17 protein-coding genes are annotated in these 16,026 nt (G+C 39.8%); 7 read left to right on the top strand and 10 right to left on the bottom strand.

Features of this window, described 5'->3' with window-relative positions:
* Positions 1 to 48: 48 nt before the first annotated feature.
* Both NSU11_RS17670 and NSU11_RS17665 read right to left on the bottom strand, forming a co-directional pair.
* A complete protein-coding gene (locus NSU11_RS17670; RefSeq protein WP_149126195.1) occupies positions 49 to 2,397 on the bottom strand; it encodes an FdhF/YdeP family oxidoreductase in 2,349 nt (782 codons plus the stop codon).
* 82 nt (positions 2,398 to 2,479) lie between these two features.
* Positions 2,480 to 3,745 carry an OFA family MFS transporter gene (locus tag NSU11_RS17665; RefSeq protein ID WP_024423718.1) on the bottom strand — a complete coding sequence of 422 codons (1,266 nt, stop codon included), beginning with the start codon at positions 3,743 to 3,745 and terminating at the stop codon, positions 2,480 to 2,482.
* 134 nt (positions 3,746 to 3,879) lie between these two features.
* On the opposite strand from NSU11_RS17665, the gene fdhD reads away from it, so the two are divergent.
* Both fdhD and moaA read left to right on the top strand, forming a co-directional pair.
* Positions 3,880 to 4,668, top strand: a complete 789-nt coding sequence (gene fdhD / locus NSU11_RS17660) for a formate dehydrogenase accessory sulfurtransferase FdhD (RefSeq protein WP_024423717.1) — start codon at positions 3,880 to 3,882, stop codon at positions 4,666 to 4,668.
* Positions 4,669 to 4,678: 10 nt separating this feature from the next.
* Positions 4,679 to 5,686, top strand: a complete 1,008-nt coding sequence (moaA, locus tag NSU11_RS17655) for a GTP 3',8-cyclase MoaA (protein WP_029707486.1) — start codon at positions 4,679 to 4,681, stop codon at positions 5,684 to 5,686.
* 254 nt (positions 5,687 to 5,940) lie between these two features.
* Here moaA and rpsN read toward each other — a convergent pair whose 3' ends face one another.
* The 4 genes from rpsN to NSU11_RS17635 all read right to left on the bottom strand — a co-directional run bounded on the left by rpsN (position 5,941) and on the right by NSU11_RS17635 (position 8,223).
* The gene (rpsN, locus tag NSU11_RS17650; RefSeq protein WP_024426333.1) at positions 5,941 to 6,210 is read right to left on the bottom strand and encodes a 30S ribosomal protein S14; all 270 of its coding nucleotides are present in this window, start codon (positions 6,208 to 6,210) and stop codon (positions 5,941 to 5,943) included.
* Positions 6,211 to 6,226: 16 nt separating this feature from the next.
* A complete protein-coding gene (locus tag NSU11_RS17645; RefSeq protein WP_056765572.1) occupies positions 6,227 to 7,423 on the bottom strand; it encodes a GTP-binding protein in 1,197 nt (398 codons plus the stop codon).
* A gap of 83 nt (positions 7,424 to 7,506) precedes the next feature.
* Positions 7,507 to 7,656: a 50S ribosomal protein L33 gene (gene rpmG / locus NSU11_RS17640; RefSeq protein ID WP_024423713.1), complete on the bottom strand. Its 150-nt coding sequence runs from the start codon at positions 7,654 to 7,656 to the stop codon at positions 7,507 to 7,509.
* 144 nt (positions 7,657 to 7,800) lie between these two features.
* Positions 7,801 to 8,223, bottom strand: coding sequence for a DUF5362 family protein (locus tag NSU11_RS17635; protein ID WP_024426331.1), 423 nt, complete (start codon positions 8,221 to 8,223; stop codon positions 7,801 to 7,803).
* A 525-nt stretch (positions 8,224 to 8,748) separates the two neighbouring features.
* Here NSU11_RS17635 and NSU11_RS17630 point away from each other — a divergent pair.
* The gene (locus NSU11_RS17630) at positions 8,749 to 9,144 is read left to right on the top strand and encodes a hypothetical protein (protein WP_024423711.1); all 396 of its coding nucleotides are present in this window, start codon (positions 8,749 to 8,751) and stop codon (positions 9,142 to 9,144) included.
* Positions 9,145 to 9,190: 46 nt separating this feature from the next.
* Here NSU11_RS17630 and NSU11_RS17625 read toward each other — a convergent pair whose 3' ends face one another.
* The gene (locus NSU11_RS17625) at positions 9,191 to 9,697 is read right to left on the bottom strand and encodes a hypothetical protein (RefSeq protein ID WP_025093903.1); all 507 of its coding nucleotides are present in this window, start codon (positions 9,695 to 9,697) and stop codon (positions 9,191 to 9,193) included.
* Between the two features lie 98 nt (positions 9,698 to 9,795).
* Between NSU11_RS17625 and NSU11_RS17620 the strand changes: the two genes are divergently transcribed.
* From NSU11_RS17620 to NSU11_RS17610, 3 genes are read left to right on the top strand one after another with little or no spacing between them, the layout of a single operon-like run.
* Positions 9,796 to 11,595 carry an ABC transporter ATP-binding protein gene (locus NSU11_RS17620; protein WP_172881637.1) on the top strand — a complete coding sequence of 600 codons (1,800 nt, stop codon included), beginning with the start codon at positions 9,796 to 9,798 and terminating at the stop codon, positions 11,593 to 11,595.
* 1 nt (position 11,596) lies between these two features.
* Positions 11,597 to 12,154 carry a MauE/DoxX family redox-associated membrane protein gene (locus tag NSU11_RS17615; RefSeq protein ID WP_044333378.1) on the top strand — a complete coding sequence of 186 codons (558 nt, stop codon included), beginning with the start codon at positions 11,597 to 11,599 and terminating at the stop codon, positions 12,152 to 12,154.
* Complete coding sequence (locus tag NSU11_RS17610) at positions 12,151 to 12,681, top strand: redoxin domain-containing protein (protein WP_342493700.1); 531 nt, start codon at positions 12,151 to 12,153, stop codon at positions 12,679 to 12,681. Before NSU11_RS17615 ends, NSU11_RS17610 begins: the two co-directional genes overlap by 4 nt.
* Positions 12,682 to 12,712: 31 nt before the next feature.
* On the opposite strand, the gene NSU11_RS17605 is transcribed toward NSU11_RS17610, so the two are convergent.
* Positions 12,713 to 13,222 (bottom strand): N-acetyltransferase family protein, encoded by a 510-nt coding sequence (locus NSU11_RS17605; RefSeq protein ID WP_342493699.1) that lies wholly within the window; start codon positions 13,220 to 13,222, stop codon positions 12,713 to 12,715.
* 116 nt (positions 13,223 to 13,338) lie between these two features.
* On the opposite strand from NSU11_RS17605, the gene NSU11_RS17600 reads away from it, so the two are divergent.
* Positions 13,339 to 14,235, top strand: coding sequence for a M23 family metallopeptidase (locus tag NSU11_RS17600; RefSeq protein ID WP_342493698.1), 897 nt, complete (start codon positions 13,339 to 13,341; stop codon positions 14,233 to 14,235).
* 84 nt (positions 14,236 to 14,319) lie between these two features.
* Here the strand turns inward: NSU11_RS17600 and NSU11_RS17595 are convergent, their stop codons facing one another.
* Positions 14,320 to 14,667 (bottom strand): P-II family nitrogen regulator, encoded by a 348-nt coding sequence (locus NSU11_RS17595; protein WP_024423704.1) that lies wholly within the window; start codon positions 14,665 to 14,667, stop codon positions 14,320 to 14,322.
* A gap of 18 nt (positions 14,668 to 14,685) precedes the next feature.
* Complete coding sequence (locus tag NSU11_RS17590) at positions 14,686 to 15,894, bottom strand: ammonium transporter (protein WP_024423703.1); 1,209 nt, start codon at positions 15,892 to 15,894, stop codon at positions 14,686 to 14,688.
* Positions 15,895 to 16,026: the final 132 nt, after the last annotated feature.

The raw sequence follows: 16,026 nt of genomic DNA, 5'->3' as shown, positions 1-16,026 counted from the left end.
GTGAATGGCAGCTGGGGAAAACAACCCCAGCTGTTTTTAAGTTGACGATTAATTCAAAGTCGTTTCTAATTCATCAATTCGTTTCTCTACATAATGCTGATCCTTTCTTGCATGGAAGGTTTCGGCTTTTTCTAATATGGCAGCTGTATTATACTCGGGAATCTGTGAGTAGCTCTCATACACACCTTTAGGAATTAAAACGTTCCCTTCCGGCCAATAAACTGCGATATTGCCGCGTCTCAACTCTCCGAATTGAGCCACTCCTTGATAGGATCCATATTGATTAAAGAGAACCACTGGATCACCTTCTTGGACGTAAAGCTCTTTTGCATCTTCTTCATTCATTAGGATAGAATGACGTTTTCCACCGTTAAAGGCATCCTTTTCACTGTAGATCATGGAGTTGAATTGCTTTCCTCTTCTTGTCGTGATATTGAAATGTCCTTCGGTTTTTCGATATTGAGGCAGCTGGGCAGGAAGAAGATGTCCCTTGCCGTCTGGTGTTGGACACACGCCATCTTCACAAAGCCATGCGCCTCCCCATTGAAAAACGTCTCCCTTGTGACGTAAATGCTGGATGCCATCATAATTTCGGTTGGCGACCGCAATCTCACGACGAATGTCTTCAGCTGTTTCAAAATGTATCAGCTCGGCATCTTCTGGCCGGACTCTTTTCGCAAGATCAACATAAATCTCCCATTCCGCTCTGGCTTCCTCAATACGAGGTCCTTCAATTTCTGGACTGAAATATACCATGCGTTCCGTACTGGTTGATGTGCCGCCGCCTGGTTGTTCATACCTTGTCATAGCAGGCAGCACAATCACCGCCTCTTCAGCGTCTACCAGCGTAGAGGTATTCAAAATGATATCTTGGTGAACACGGAGTTCAAGTTCAGATAATGCTTTTTCGATCGCTTCCGGATTTGGCATCGTTTCTAAAAAGTTTCCGCCACTCGTAAACAGCATTTTGAGTTTTTGTGGATGGTCTTTTGGGAGAGCCATCTTCTCAAAGGATTGCCCAATCGTGTCACCATGCCATTTAGGAATGTCAAACCCCCATATACGTTCGATTCTTTCAATATTCTCTTCATCAAAATCACTACCCGGCAAAACGAATGGATCAGCACCCATTTCACCAGAACCTTGGACGCCGCTATGCCCCCGAATTGGCATGACACCACAATGTTTTCTGCCGATAAATCCGCGCAGCATGGCAAGGTTGGCAACCTGTGATATATTATCAGTTGCAAAGCGGTGCTGAGTAAGGCCCATACTCCAAATAAAAACGCCTGAATTAGCATTGGCAAGCAGTGTCGCAAATTCCTTCATTCTTTCTTTTGATAAACCTGATGATGCTTCTAGGTCCTCCCACTTCAATTGTGTGACATGCTTCCTTAAATCCTGGATGCCCGTTGTATGTTTTTGAATAAATTCGTGATCAAGAGCCGAATGGGGAGCATGCTGCTCCATGTCAAACCAATGCTTGATGACGCCGTTCATAAACGCAATATCTCCGCCTATATTGACTTGGTAAAAATCATCTGCAATTTTTGTACCGAATAAAGCACTCTCTGGAATAGAAGGAACCCAATACTTTTCCATAGCAGGCTCTTTATACGGATTGATGACGATAATTTTTGTTCCCTTCTTTTTAGCAGCGTACATATATTTAGTGGAAACAGGCTGATTGTTTGCTGCAACAGATCCCCAAAAAATTAATACATCCGTTCCAATCCAATCACTGTAATTACAGCTGGAAGCACCGATGCCAAGGGACCGTTTAAGAGCAGTTTTACTTGGTGAATGGCAAATGCGAGAAGCATTATCAATATGATTCGTCCCTATAAATCGAGCAGCCTTTGCAGCCGTATAATAAACTTCATTTGTAATTCCTCTGGCGGTTAAATAGAAAGCAAGCTGCCGTTTATCAATTGATTGGATTTTAGCTGCGATTTGATCTAGTGCATCATCCCAAGAAATACGTGTAAAGGCATTGTCACCTTTTTTTCGGATCAATGGATAAGGAATCCGCCCAAGCTTGCGAAGAGAGGTGCTGTCCATTTGCTTTAGCTGCTGAATATCTTCAAACCATTTTGGATCAATAGCTGGCATTGTGTTAAGACGAAGCACATTTAGTCTTGTGGTGCATATATGAGGTCCTGCGAGCGTTTGATCATACAGTCCTGAGACGCCAAGGGCACAGCCGTCACAAACACCCTGCGTTAAAATACGGTACGCGTAGGGAAGGTTATCTTTGTTCTCCCATGCCACTTTCATCGTATCTCGAATGTGTTTCGGTTTCACTTTGCCAAGCCCCATTGGTACAAAAGAGGCCCATAGCTTTGGTGAGGGTTTTTTATTGAGTTTAACAGGCCCCTTATGTTTTGTTTTCCCCATGAGATCATCACCCTCCTATTACTTTGTAAAGCGTTTTCATATCTAAAAATTACCTTTAGATTGTGATTCTGTCAAATTCAAATTAAGATCGGGCTGAGACAGAGGAAGCAGCAGATAGGTTTTTTTCTCTTAGCTGCTGAATATCCTTTCGAATGAGAAGTGATATGATAAAAGCAATGAAAAATAAGCCAGAGAACACCATAAGGCTTTGTGTGTAATTACCTGTTATATCTCGGATGAAGGATGAAAATAGTGGTCCTGCTAATCCCGCAGCGGCCCAAGCAGTCAAAATATAACCGTGAATGGCACCAAGCTGCTTTGTACCAAACAAATCCCCAATATAGGCTGGAATTGAAGCAAATCCTCCTCCATAGCACGTATAAATGATCGCCATAACGATTGAAAAGATGAGCGGTTCTTTTAAATAGGGGAGTAAAGGAAAAGCAATGAGCTGGATACTGAAAAAAATCGTATACGTATTCGGTCTTCCTATATAATCTGAAAACGATGCCCAGCCAATGCGTCCTAAACCATTAAAAGCACCTAAAATGCCCACAAGAGTAGCTGCAGCACCTGCAGTGAACCCAACACTTTCTTGGGCAAGAGGTGACGCTACTGAAATAATAGCGATTCCGCATGTGATATTAATAAAAAGCATAAGCCACAAATAATAAAAACGTCTTGTTTTGATCGCTTCATTTGCTGTAAGCTGTGATAAATCTTGAGGGATTTTTCTTTTCTTTGTTTTGAATACGTCAAATTGTTTGACGTCATCAGGCGTTGGTGGTGATAAATAAAGAGATGAGATCACCATGATAATAAAATAGGAGATTCCAAGAATATAAAAAGTATTTGCGATATTCACTTTTTCAATGAGATATTGAATAATTGGGCTGCAAATAAGAGAAGCAAACCCAAACCCCATAATGGCTAAGCCGGTTGCAAGACCTCTTCGATCCGGAAACCATTTGACTAGAGTTGATACAGGTGCAATGTAGCCTACCCCTAAACCAATTCCAGCGAGTACACCATAAAATAAATAGAGGAGAGGCAGTGAGGACATGTGGACAGCGAATCCTGAACCAGTCATTCCGATGCCGAAGAAAATAGCTGAGAAGAGCCCCGATGCCCTTGGACCATACCTTTCAACGAAATGTCCCATAAAAGCAGCAGATAAACCTAAAAATAAAATAGCAATACTGAATGTGAGACTTATTTCTGTTAATGACCACTGAAAGGCTTCATGTAAAGGATTCGTAAAAACACTCCAAGCATAAACAGACCCAATAGATAAATGAATTCCTACAGCACTTGCTGCGATGAGCCAGCGATTTTTCGATTTGTTCATTTTGTTCCCCCCATATAAAGCAATCAAGAAGTTTGATAAGATAGAAATATGTTACATTTTTATGACTTTTTAAAATAATATCACAATTTGATTGGATCATATAACTAAATTTGCATTGAAAGGAAGATCATACAATGAATTCATCTGTTAAAAAGAAACGAGTCATACACCAATACCGTGAAGGCCAGTTTACCTGCAAAACTGATGAAATTGTAGAAGAATATCCTTTAACTGTGATGGTGAATGGAGAAGAATTTGTGACACTTGTTTGTTCCCCAGAGCACCTGAAAGAATTGGTTATCGGCTTTTTGGCTTCAGAAGGGGTCATTCGATTTGAAAATGAGATTAAAAGGTTTACAATAGATGAAAGTATGGGTTTTGCCTATGTTGATTTAGTTCACTCAAGTGGATTTGATTCATCAGATTTTACAAAACGAGTGATTGGTTCATGCTGCGGGAAAGGAAGACACTTTTATTTCCTTCAAGATGTGAAGACGGCAAAAACGGCCATTGATCGAATCAGTATTTCTGCTGATACCTGTATGCATCTCATGAAGTGTTTGCAAGAAGAAAGCCAATTATTTCAACATACTGGTGGAGTGCATAATGCTGGTCTGTGTGACACAGAGAAGCTATTCATCACTAGAACTGATATAGGAAGACATAATGCTTTAGATAAAATTTATGGATATTGTTTACTTCAGCGAATTCCACTTAGAGATAAAATCCTTGTTTTCAGCGGCCGGATATCGTCAGAAGTTCTATTGAAGGCAGCAAAACTAGGAGTGTCTATCGTCATTTCAAAATCAGCACCTACTGAGCTGGCGCTTAAAATGGCAGAAGAATTAAATATTACGACAGTTGGATTCGTCAGAGGGAAATCCTTTAACATTTACACGCATCCTCAGCGTATTACAGAATAGGAGGCAAAGTATGGTCAGTATTTTAGATAAAAGACATCGACCATTGCGCGATTTAAGAATATCAGTAACTGATCGTTGTAACTTTAGATGTACGTACTGTATGCCTGCTGAAATTTTTGGACCGGATTATCCTTTCTTGAAAAAAGAAGAACTGCTTAGTTTCGAAGAAATAGAACGACTTGCTACCCTTTTTGTAAAGAACCTAGGTGTGGTAAAAATACGCATCACGGGCGGAGAACCTTTAATGCGGAAGGATCTGCCTGTCTTAATAGAAAAGCTCGCAAACATTCCAGGGATTGAAGACATTGCGATGACAACCAATGGAACGCTTTTACCTTTATATGCTGATCAGTTGAAGAGAGCTGGTCTTAATAGAGTCACCATTAGTTTAGATTCATTAAATCCCGACCGTTTTAAGCAAATGAACGGAAGGCATATTTCTATCCAAAAAGTGTTTGATGGTATTGAGGCTGCAAAAAAGGCTGGACTTGCTATCAAGATTAATATGGTTGTTCAAAAAGGTGTGAATGATCAGGATGTCTTACCAATGGCAGCTTACTTCAAAAAAGAAGGACACGTTCTCAGATTTATTGAATTTATGGATGTCGGTAATACGAATAAATGGAATCTAGAACATGTCATGACAAAGAAAGAAATAATTGAATTAATTGATTCAACATATCCTATCAAACCAGAACCTCCTCAATATACAGGTGAAGTAGCCAAACGATTTTTTTACAAAGATGGTTCAGGAGAGATAGGCATTATTTCTTCCGTTTCAGATGCTTTTTGTGGAACATGTAACAGAGCAAGGCTGTCTGCACGGGGGGAATTATTTACATGTCTGTTTGCATCATCGGGTTTTGATCTGAAACAGATGATTCGTACGACAAAAGATAATGAAGAATTAACGAACAGGTTAAAGGAATTATGGTCGAATAGACATGACCAATATTCAGCCGAGAGAGAGCAGAAAAAAGATCAGAAAAAGGTTGAGATGTCATACATCGGTGGGTAATGACAATAAAGTATCATGATCATGTATTTTTGAAAAGAAGAGAAAATGTCATAATCGTGGTTGAAAATCCTTTTTTGAAAACAGGTCTTTTTATCTTATGAACTCAGTCACTATAAAAAACCAGCAGAATTTCTGCTGGTTTTTAAATTGCTATTTTGCACCTCAAAAAGATTGAGATAAGATTGGAAAATAGATTTTCCCTCATTGTGTGCGGCTTTACTTTTACGAGTGCTGTGATAAGATCAAATCATTCTTTACCAGCTCGATTTTTTCACTCCAGGGATATGACCCTTATAGGCAAGCTCACGAAAAGCAATCCTAGACATTTTGAATTTTCGTAAATAACCTCTGGGACGGCCCGTTAATTCACAGCGGTTTTTTAAGCGGGTAGGGGAAGAGTCTCTAGGTAATTTTCGTAAAGCTTCATAGTCACCTTTTTCTTTTAACTCTTTCCTTAATTCTGCATATTTCAATACAAGGTGCTGTCGTTTTTTTTCTTTAGCAATCTTAGATTTCTTTGCCAATTAAAACCCTCCTGGCCTAATTTTGTATTTTCCATTGAAAGGGGTCCTCAAATGTAGTCCAATCTTGATCAAATTCCTCAGGTGTGAGCAAGCATTGATCAAGAGTACGAATGATTTCTGCTTTAGGCAAATCTACACCGATAAACACAAGTTTTGTATGGCGATCACCAAACTCTGCGTCCCACTCATCTAGAAGCTCTGGTTCCTGATTTAATAACCGTGCTTTTTCTTGTTCAGGCAAAGCAGCAATCCAGTATGCAATTGGTTCAATCGCAACAGATTTCCCAGCTTGTGAAATTAAAATGGTTAAATCATGATGTGTGGCAAGCCAAGTAAAACCTTTCGCACGAACGATCTGCTCAGGCATTTGATCTAACCAAGCATTCAGTCTGCCGGTATGAAAAGGGAGTCTTCTTTCGTAAACAAAAGATGAAATTTGGTATTCCTCTGTTTCCGGTGTATGCTGACCATGTCCTGCGTTGATTTCTTTGATCCACCCAGCAGAGGCACTTGATTTTTCAAAGTCGAATAAACCAGTATTCAAAATGTCATCTGGCTGTACTATACCTTTTGAGGTTTTGATGATGGATGCTTCTGGTTGTAGTTTGTTCAGCACATGCTCAAGTCGATCTAATTCAGAGGGAGATACTAGATCACATTTATTGATAATAAGCACGTCACAAAATTCAATTTGATCAATGAGTAAATCGGAAATTTCTCGCTCGTCGTCATCGGAAACCGCTTCTTTACGATCTAATAAACTCTCTCCTGACTGGAAATCAGTCCAGAAACGATTTGCATCTACTACTGTGACCATCGTATCTAGACGGCAAAAGCGGGTCAAATCTATACCCATTTCTTCATCAATATAAGAAAACGTTTGAGCGACGGGAATTGGTTCACTAATTCCGGTTGATTCAATGACAATATAATCAATATTACCCGCTTTACAAAGGCGTTCTACTTCGATTAACAAGTCTTCTCTCAAAGTGCAGCAAATACAGCCGTTAGATAATTCAACGAGTTTCTCATCTGAACGAGAAAGCTCGCCGCCTTGTTTGACTAGTTCTGCATCAATATTAATTTCGCTCATGTCATTGACGATCACAGCCACTTTTAATCCTTTGCGATTTTGAAGAACATGATTTAATATCGTTGTTTTTCCTGCTCCTAAAAAGCCGCTTAATACTGTAACAGGTATACGCTTATTCATTTGTTTTTGTCCTTTTTGAAAACGATCATTTTGTTTTCCGCCTCACTTAAAAAGTAATCATTACGATTTGTAATCTAAAAAATTTATTTTGTTTCTCTATGAAGGGTATATTTCTTTAATCGAGGAGAATATTTTTTTAACTCCAATCGGTCAGGATTCGTTCTTTTATTTTTTGTTGTGATGTAGTTTCTGTCACCTGTTTCAGTACAGGCCAACGTAATATTCACGCGCATAAGTAATAGGATCCTCCCTTAATTCGTAATAGTTACGATTTGTATTTTAAAATGATCAAGACTGAATGTCAAGCATAGGAGAATGATCCAAGTCAAATGATAAAAACAAAAGGGGTATCGAATGACTATTGATACCCCTCTCCATTAATAAAAGTCACCGAGTTCTTGTTCGTAATCACCTTCATACTGCTGGACATCATAAGGAATTTCTTGAAGGAAGGCTAACCCGCCTAGTATAAGTATCAAAACGATAGCAATGAATGAAAGAATAACTGCGGCAATACTTGAAATGGCAAACAGTGTTTGCATTTTCATCATCTTAGCGTACTGTTCTAATAATTCTTCGTAAGAAGTATCTGGAGCCTGAATCAAGTGTTCAGCTGCTTTTACAGATTTTTGTACATGAATTCCCATCATAATGAGGAAGACGCCAAGGGCTGCAGGAAGAACAAGCCAAAAACCAATAAGAATAGCCAGACCGCCTGAAATATAGAGAAAGATACTACCAACCTTTCCCCACTTTACGATTGAATGAAGAGATTGAATGATTTTCTCAGTTTGTTGCAATGGTGTTCACTCCTTTATGTATTCACTCTTTATCATACTTGAGTAAGTAGTGCTTTAGGAAGAGTGAATGTTGTTTAATTAAAATGTTTCTATCTTCACTTCATTATTTACAGATAAATAAATTATTTTCAAATAAGAAAAAAGTAACATTTACTATAAAAATTATCAACAAATTATGTCATAAATAAGATTGGTAGTAATAAATAATTAGTAAATTTATCAAAATATGTTGTTAGTTGTCTAGTAATTGGTTATTATTGTGTTGTGTTACCATAAAAATTGGAAGGTGGAATTCATATGTTAGATCGTTTCTTAAACAAGATGACCAATGTTCAACCTGCAGCTGCAAGATGTATTTTGCAAAAATTAGTCACTTCATGTAAATCAGCACCGACTTGTTTCCTTCAAGGTGTTGGAACTTTCCGTTACTACGTGGATCGTGACACAGGTGAGATTTGTACTAGTCAAGAACGCGTTAGATGTGGCTGCTAAATCTAAGGATCATATTTAATAGGATGTGAACGCATGAGCATATCTTCAATTTCATTCTTAACAAATGCTATGCAGACGTCAAATAGACGTCAAGCGGGTCAAACATCAAATTCTTTTTTAACCCAAGCGGCTCAAATTGTTCAAGGTGACCATTCTCCAGAAGAGAGAAAGGCATTATTTCAACAACTTACTCTAGTTCAGCAAGGAAAAGATTTAGAACTTCATGTTTCTAAATTAAAGGAACTAGAGAAAGAGGCTCAAAAAGAGACGTCTTCTTCGTCTGTTACTGTGAATGAGCATGGTGACCAAGTAGACATTTCAAATGAGGCTCGGAGTGAGTTTGAACAAGCTGAGGAACAGGCTTCAGGTGAAGCGAGTGAAGCTGCTGCAGGAGAAAAAGATCAAGATGTTCAGTCAGATCCACAATAAAAAAATGAGGCATGTGTTTGATAGTCTTCACATGCCTCATTTATCTTTATTTTGCAGATATCCTTGAATAAAGACCATCCGGAAAAGGTGCTGCGTATGAGATGATTTCATCTTCTACCATAATGTAATAAGGAAATTCTTCAATTTGGAATGCGTCTATCATTTGCTCGTCCACAGGGATAATTCGCATGTTGGTTTTATTATCACGATATAATTCTTGATCCTCTTTTTGCCCATTCTTTAGCAAAATACTAAATGAAACGTCCAATTTACGCTGCTTTTTCGTTTCTAGGAATTGTTCAAGTGATGGGATGCAATGCGGACATGATGTATCAGTGAAAATAAGTAGCTGCTGCTTGTTGTTGGTTTGCAGTAAATCATTCACTGGAATAGGTGATGGTTTTTCAAGCAGCGGATGCACAAGTTTTTGTCCAACATGCTGTATCGGTAAGATGATCAGTTCCATTTGTTGTTTTAAATAGATGATGACTCCGATCGTTAATAATAGGCTGCAAAGAATAAGAGTGAGCTGTAAAAGTAGGATTGAATTCATCGTATATCGTCCTCTCAGAGTAAAGTTACGCAAAGCTATCATAATATAAATATCAAAAATATGTCAATTATACTAAATGGTGTAAGGTGGAGCGTTTGATGAGTACAGTGAACCATTGTTTATATGCAATCTCCTATACTTGGAAAAGAAGCCGATCGTATCTTCTTTTAACCTTGTTGATCCAAGTGATCGTTGGTTTTATGCCTTTGGCTAGTGTCTGGATTATTCAAACTTTGATTAATGAAATTATTTTATTCATGACGTCTTCAGGAGACATTCGAAAGGTTTTGTGGTTATTTGGGCTGCAAATGGTCATTGTGGTTTTAGGATATGGGCTTCAATTCATTCTTCAGCTTAGCCAGCAGAAAGCGACAAATTTGATTGGTCTGCATTTGAAGGGTGAATTGCTTCAAAAGGCGATCAGGCTGCCGTTTATTACATTTGAACACCCGTCTTTTTACAATGAAAGTCAACGTGTGATGAACAGTCATCAGCATGTTCTGAGCATGGTTAGAAGTATCTTTACCATCATGAGCGCATTGATTACTGTTGTATCACTTCTTATCTATATGATCGGTATCCATTGGGGCTTGGCGGTCATTCTAATCGTGTTTACCCTGCCTGTCTTGTGGATTGAGCTTTTCTTTGGAGGAGCGCGTTATCAATTAAACCGTATGTTAACAGCCAATGACAGAAGAGAAATGTATGTGTCCGATCTTGTCGCACAACGGGATTCATTGAAGGAAATCCGTTTATATGGAATCGGGAATTATCTTCTTCAGAAATGGAAAGATCATTATGTAAAAAGTGCAGATGAAAAATATAAACTGCTTAAGCGGCAAGTCCGCTGGGAGATGGCGGGCGGATTGCTTATGACATTTGCCTATGTATGCTGCGGTCTTTTTATTGTCTTTCTTATTTTTCAAAAAAAATTAGCTGCCGGGACATTTGTCGCTGTGCTGCAAGCGGTGCAAAACATCCAAAGTGGTTTTCAAGACTTAACAAGAGAGTGTTCTAGTTTATATGAAACAAGTCTTTATGTTGATGAAATGAGAGCTTTTCAAAAGAGAGAAGAAGAAATTCATGAGCAGACAGAAGAAGGAGCATCGCTTCGAAAAATCGAGTGTATTCAGTCCATTACACTTGAAAATCTCTCTTTTACTTATCCGAATATGAAAACACCTGCCATTGAGCATATACATTTTCATATCAATAAAGGGGAACGTATTGCATTGGTGGGAGATAACGGATCAGGTAAAACCACCTTGATCAAATGTTTGACCGGTTTATATGATCCAGATCAGCCGAACATGCAAAAAGTCAACGGTGAGTCCATTTCTACTATTCATAAAAAGTCATATCATGCGAGAATGGCTGTTCTTTTTCAAGATTTTATGAAGTACGAGTTCACTGTGAAAGAAAACATCGGGTTTGGCCGTATTGATCATATGGACGAGGGAGAGCGGATGATCTCAGCTGCACGGCAAGCAGGCATAGAGAAAAGAATTCATCAAATGGAAGAAATGTATGATGCGCAGCTTGGCCGATTTTTTGAAGAAGGCCATGAACTGTCTGGCGGACAATGGCAAAAGCTCGCGATGGCTAGAACCTTCTTTAGAGAGAGTGATTTTATCATTTTAGATGAACCAACTTCTGCTCTTGATCCACTATCGGAAATTTCACTCATTCGAAAGCTATTCGATCACACGCAGGATCAGGGTGTCTTGTTTATCACACATCGAATGGGAGCAGCCCGTTTAGCAGACCGTATAATCGTAATGAAAGATGGTGCTTTCGTTGAAGAGGGGAACCATGATGAACTGATGGTGTTAAATGGAGAGTACAAAAGGCTTTACGAGGCACAATCTCAATTATTCCAACAAAAGGAGATGGCGTAAGGTGAGTGTCTTTTATTACATAGGTGTCTATTTATTAGGTATCATTTTTGCTGGTGCTTGGCTTGATAAAGTAAAAAAACAGACGGCACATATGCAGCAGATGAATGCTTATCGGCTGCTGCCTTCTTCTTTCACGGGACCCATGTTTTATTTGTTTTTAACTGCAGAATTGGTTTGTACTGTTTTTTTATTCGTATGGCATATGACTCTTGTACCTGCGATTGGTCTTACAGCACTTTTAAGTATTTATACTGGAGCGGTGACCTTCAATTTATTGAGAGGACATCGTGATATTTCTTGCGGCTGTGGTGGACTGCTTGATAATGAACGCCTTCACTGGGGAATTGTGATTCGCAATGTGTCGATGCTGGCTCTTGTGATCGGATTGTTTTATGTGCATCCCTATGCAGAAACCATTCCATGGCAATATAACATCATTTGTTTTCTCATTGCCGTGGCTGTCTCTTTCATAATAGCGGTGGGTCAAGAAGTCTTAATGTTTAAAAGAAAATGGATCAATCAATTTGAATTATTTATAGAAGGAGACGATGTGAAATGACAGATATTCTATTGATTATTGTGTTATTCATTGTCATTGCTCAGCTGGCTGTGATATTTTTGCTCGCTCGTTTTATCGGAAAATTTATAAATAAGATCAAAACCCTTGATGGAATTGAATTAAAGGAAGCGGATGTGGGGGATCCTGCACCGTTATTTCGAAGCTATTCCCATTTAGGCGAGAAGGTCATTTTGAAGGAATATGTTCAAAGCGGGAGTGCTGTGATGCTGTTCTTTGTGAACTCTACTTGTATGACGTGCAAAAGCATTTTAGCAGACTTGCAGCAGCAAATCGCTGTTGATGATACTCAATTCATTTTTATTAATGGGGATGAACAGGCGGATGATACGCAGATCCTTGAATTGCTGCCGTCCCAGGCTGTGTATACTCGTTCTTCACAAATCATGGAGCTATACGGGGTAACGGTTGTTCCACAAGCGATTCTCATTGATGAACATGGTATCATTCTGCAAAGAAAATCTCTTCAAAATGCGAAACAGTTTGAACAGCTGTTACATGCGTCATAAAAAGCGTCTCTTTTTCAGGGAGACGCTTGTTTTATAATTCTTTTCCTAGGATATCTAAATCGTATCTGCTGCCGTCCATTTCTGCGATACGTGGCAGGTGGCCCCATGTCTCAAAGCCGTGCTTTTTAAATAGTCGAATGCTAGCTTCGTTGTGCCCGAAAATAAAGGCAAGTAACGTTCGAATGCCTAATGAGGGTGCTAAATCAATGGCTTCTTGCAAGAAAAGTGATCCTAAGCCTTTTCCTCGATATTCTTGGTTTAAATAGATACTCATTTCAACGGTCCCGTTGTATGCAGGTCTTCCGTAAAAGGTTTCAAAGCTGAGCCAGCCGTAGATATTTCCATCCTCATCTGTTTTCACATAGAGAGGTCTTTTCTCGGAATGATTCAAAAACCATTGCCGGCGGTCCTCGACAGAAACTGGTTCTGTATCTGCGGTCACTTCTCTTGAAGCAATGGTTGAATTGTAGATATCAACGATCGCTTTGAGGTCATCTTCTGTTGCTATACGGTTGAAAGTTTTCACAATTAAGTCTCCCATCTTTTTTTCATTTATCATACATATTATTGATGCGATTGCGCAAAATAAAAAGAAAAATGATTTCGTGTGTATATATTTTTTGAAAAGTGTTCAGAATGTTGCTGAGGTGATGAAAAATGAGAGAGGAAGAAAAGAAACGTACTTCCAAAATCACAAAAGTTCAGCAATTTTTCCGTAAGCGCTGGGTATTCCCTGCTATTTACTTGGTCAGCGCAGCGGTCGTGTTAACAGCCGTTCTTTGGTATCAAGCTGTATCAAAAGATGTGAAAGACCAACTATCTGATGGAAATCAAACAGGGCAAGAACAGCGCGATGATGCCGTTGAAGTTGGAAAGCCAATTGAAAATGTCGCAATGCCGGTCCAGAATTCTGATAATGTTTCTGTCGTGAAAAAGTTCTATGAAGCAGATGCTGACCAAAAAGAAAAAGAAGCAGCACTTGTAAACTATAATAACACCTATACCTTGAGCAAAGGTATTGATCTTGCAGATAAAGATGGCAAAGTGTTTGATGTCACAGCTGCTCTTAGTGGAACAGTGGTTCAAGCGAAAAAAGATCCAGTTCTTGGTCACGTTGTTGAAATTGAACATGAAGATGGATTATCGACTGTTTATCAATCGTTGTCACATGTGAGTGTCAAAGAAGGCGATGAAGTCAAGCAGAATGATGTCATTGGTGCTTCTGGTAAAAATCTATATGGTGCTGAAAGCGGCAACCATGTGCATTTTGAAATTCGTATGGAAGGTTTAGCGCTTAATCCGCTTAGCTTCATTGACAAGCCTGTTTCTACAATTGAAAAAGCAGCGCAAGAAGTGACGGAACAAGCAAAAGAACCTGCTCAGCCAAAGACTGAGGAAAAAACGAAAGAACCTGCTGCTGAAGATAAAGCCAAAGAGCCAGCTGGAGAAAAATCTGAAGAAAAGTCTGATGAGAAGGGTAAATCCTCTGATCAAGAAAAGTCTTCTGATTCCTCTAAAGACAGCAGTCAGTCAGAAGAAACAAAACAATCTTAATGTCTTACAAGGTCCTCTGTGTATATGAATATGCAGAGGTTTTTTCTGCTTAAAAAGATCCTCCGCCACTCGGCGGAGGATACACTATAGGGCGGCAGGTCCTTCTTCACCTGTCCGGATGTTGATTGTATTCGCTACCTCATATATAAAAATTTTCCCATCCCCTGGTTCGCCTGTACGAAGTACCTTTTGAGCTGTTTCAACGACCTGTTCGACAGGTACTTTGCTTAGGACGATTTCGATCTTTAATCGTTCGTACACGTTGCTTTCCTTTTTGACGCCGCGGTATAGCTCTGTATGTCCCTTTTGTAAGCCGCAGCCGTGTACATTTGAAAAGGTAATCGAGGTGACACCAATCTTTCCAAGCTCCACCTTTAATGTTTCAAAATTAGCTGGACGTGTGACAATCTCCACTTTATACATTTTGCTCATAGAGACACCCCTTTTTCTTTAATCTTGATAAGCTTTTTCACCGTGCATGGTTAAATCAAGACCCACTGATTCTTCTTCTTCGGTTGCACGAATTTTGAAGAAGACATTGACCACTTTGATGATCACGTATGTCACAACGGCAACAAAAGCGTACGTGGCGACAATCGCGATCACTTGCTTCCAAAGTAAGCTGGGATCTCCGTAAAATAAACCATTGGCTCCGCCGTCATTGACAGAAGTTGTGGCGAAAAGTCCTGTTGCAATTCCTCCCCAAGTACCGCCAATTCCGTGAAGGCCGAATGCATCTAGTGCGTCATCATAGCCAAATTTGGCTTTGAGTGAAAAGACTCCCCAGAAACAGACGATCCCGCCAATGATTCCTATTATAATAGAAGCAAACGGTGTAACAAAACCTGCGGCAGGTGTAATGGCGACAAGACCTGCGATGGCTCCAGAGATCGCGCCGAGCATGGTCGGTTTTTTGTTGATCATCCACTCTACTAGCAGCCAGCCGATGATTCCTGCAGCAGCAGCTGTATTGGTGTTAATAAAGGCAAACATGGCCACGCTGTCTAATGTAAGAGCACTACCCACGTTAAAACCAAACCAGCCAAACCAGATGACTGCTCCGCCAAGAAGGGTGTAGATCAAGTTATGCGGAGAAGAGCTTGCCGCTTCTTTACGCTTCCCGAGCACAATCGCCACGACAAGACCCGCAACACCGGATGAGATGTGAACCACGTTTCCGCCTGCGAAGTCAAGTGCACCCATCTCGCCAATCCAACCGCCGCCCCATACCCAGTGTGCGACTGGAGCGTATACAAATGTGACCCAAAGGAGTGTAAATACAACGACTGCTGAGTAGCGGATTCGTTCAGCAAAGGCCCCTGAGATGATGGCTGTTGTTAAGACGGCAAAGGTCATTTGAAACATCATGAACAATGAATGTGGAATGGTCTCACTATAGGAACCAGGCTCAAAACCTACGCCTTTCAGGCCCACCCAGTCTAATCCTCCGATCCATGCATTGCCTGGTGCAAAAGCTAAGGAATAACCGAATACGATCCATACGATTGAAACGATCGCTAGTGACGTTAAGCTGTGCATGGTTGTGCTTAACACGTTTTTACTTCTCACGAGTCCTCCGTAGAATAAAGCTAAACCCGGTGTCATTAACCACACGAGTAGTGCGCAGAAGAACATAAATACTGTATCACCCATTTGCATGCTGCATTCCCCCGAATCATTCAGAATTATTGTTTTCTTAATTCTTCATTATAGAGAGAAAAGTCATATATAACATATACATGTAAGTTTATCTGACATGGTTTTTTGGTTAAGTTCAATATAAATGGATGA

Source organism: Bacillus sp. FSL R5-0712 (assembly GCF_038593285.1).
GTDB lineage: Bacteria > Bacillota > Bacilli > Bacillales > Bacillaceae > Bacillus > Bacillus safensis.
This window is presented reverse-complemented; position numbering and strand designations above follow the sequence as displayed.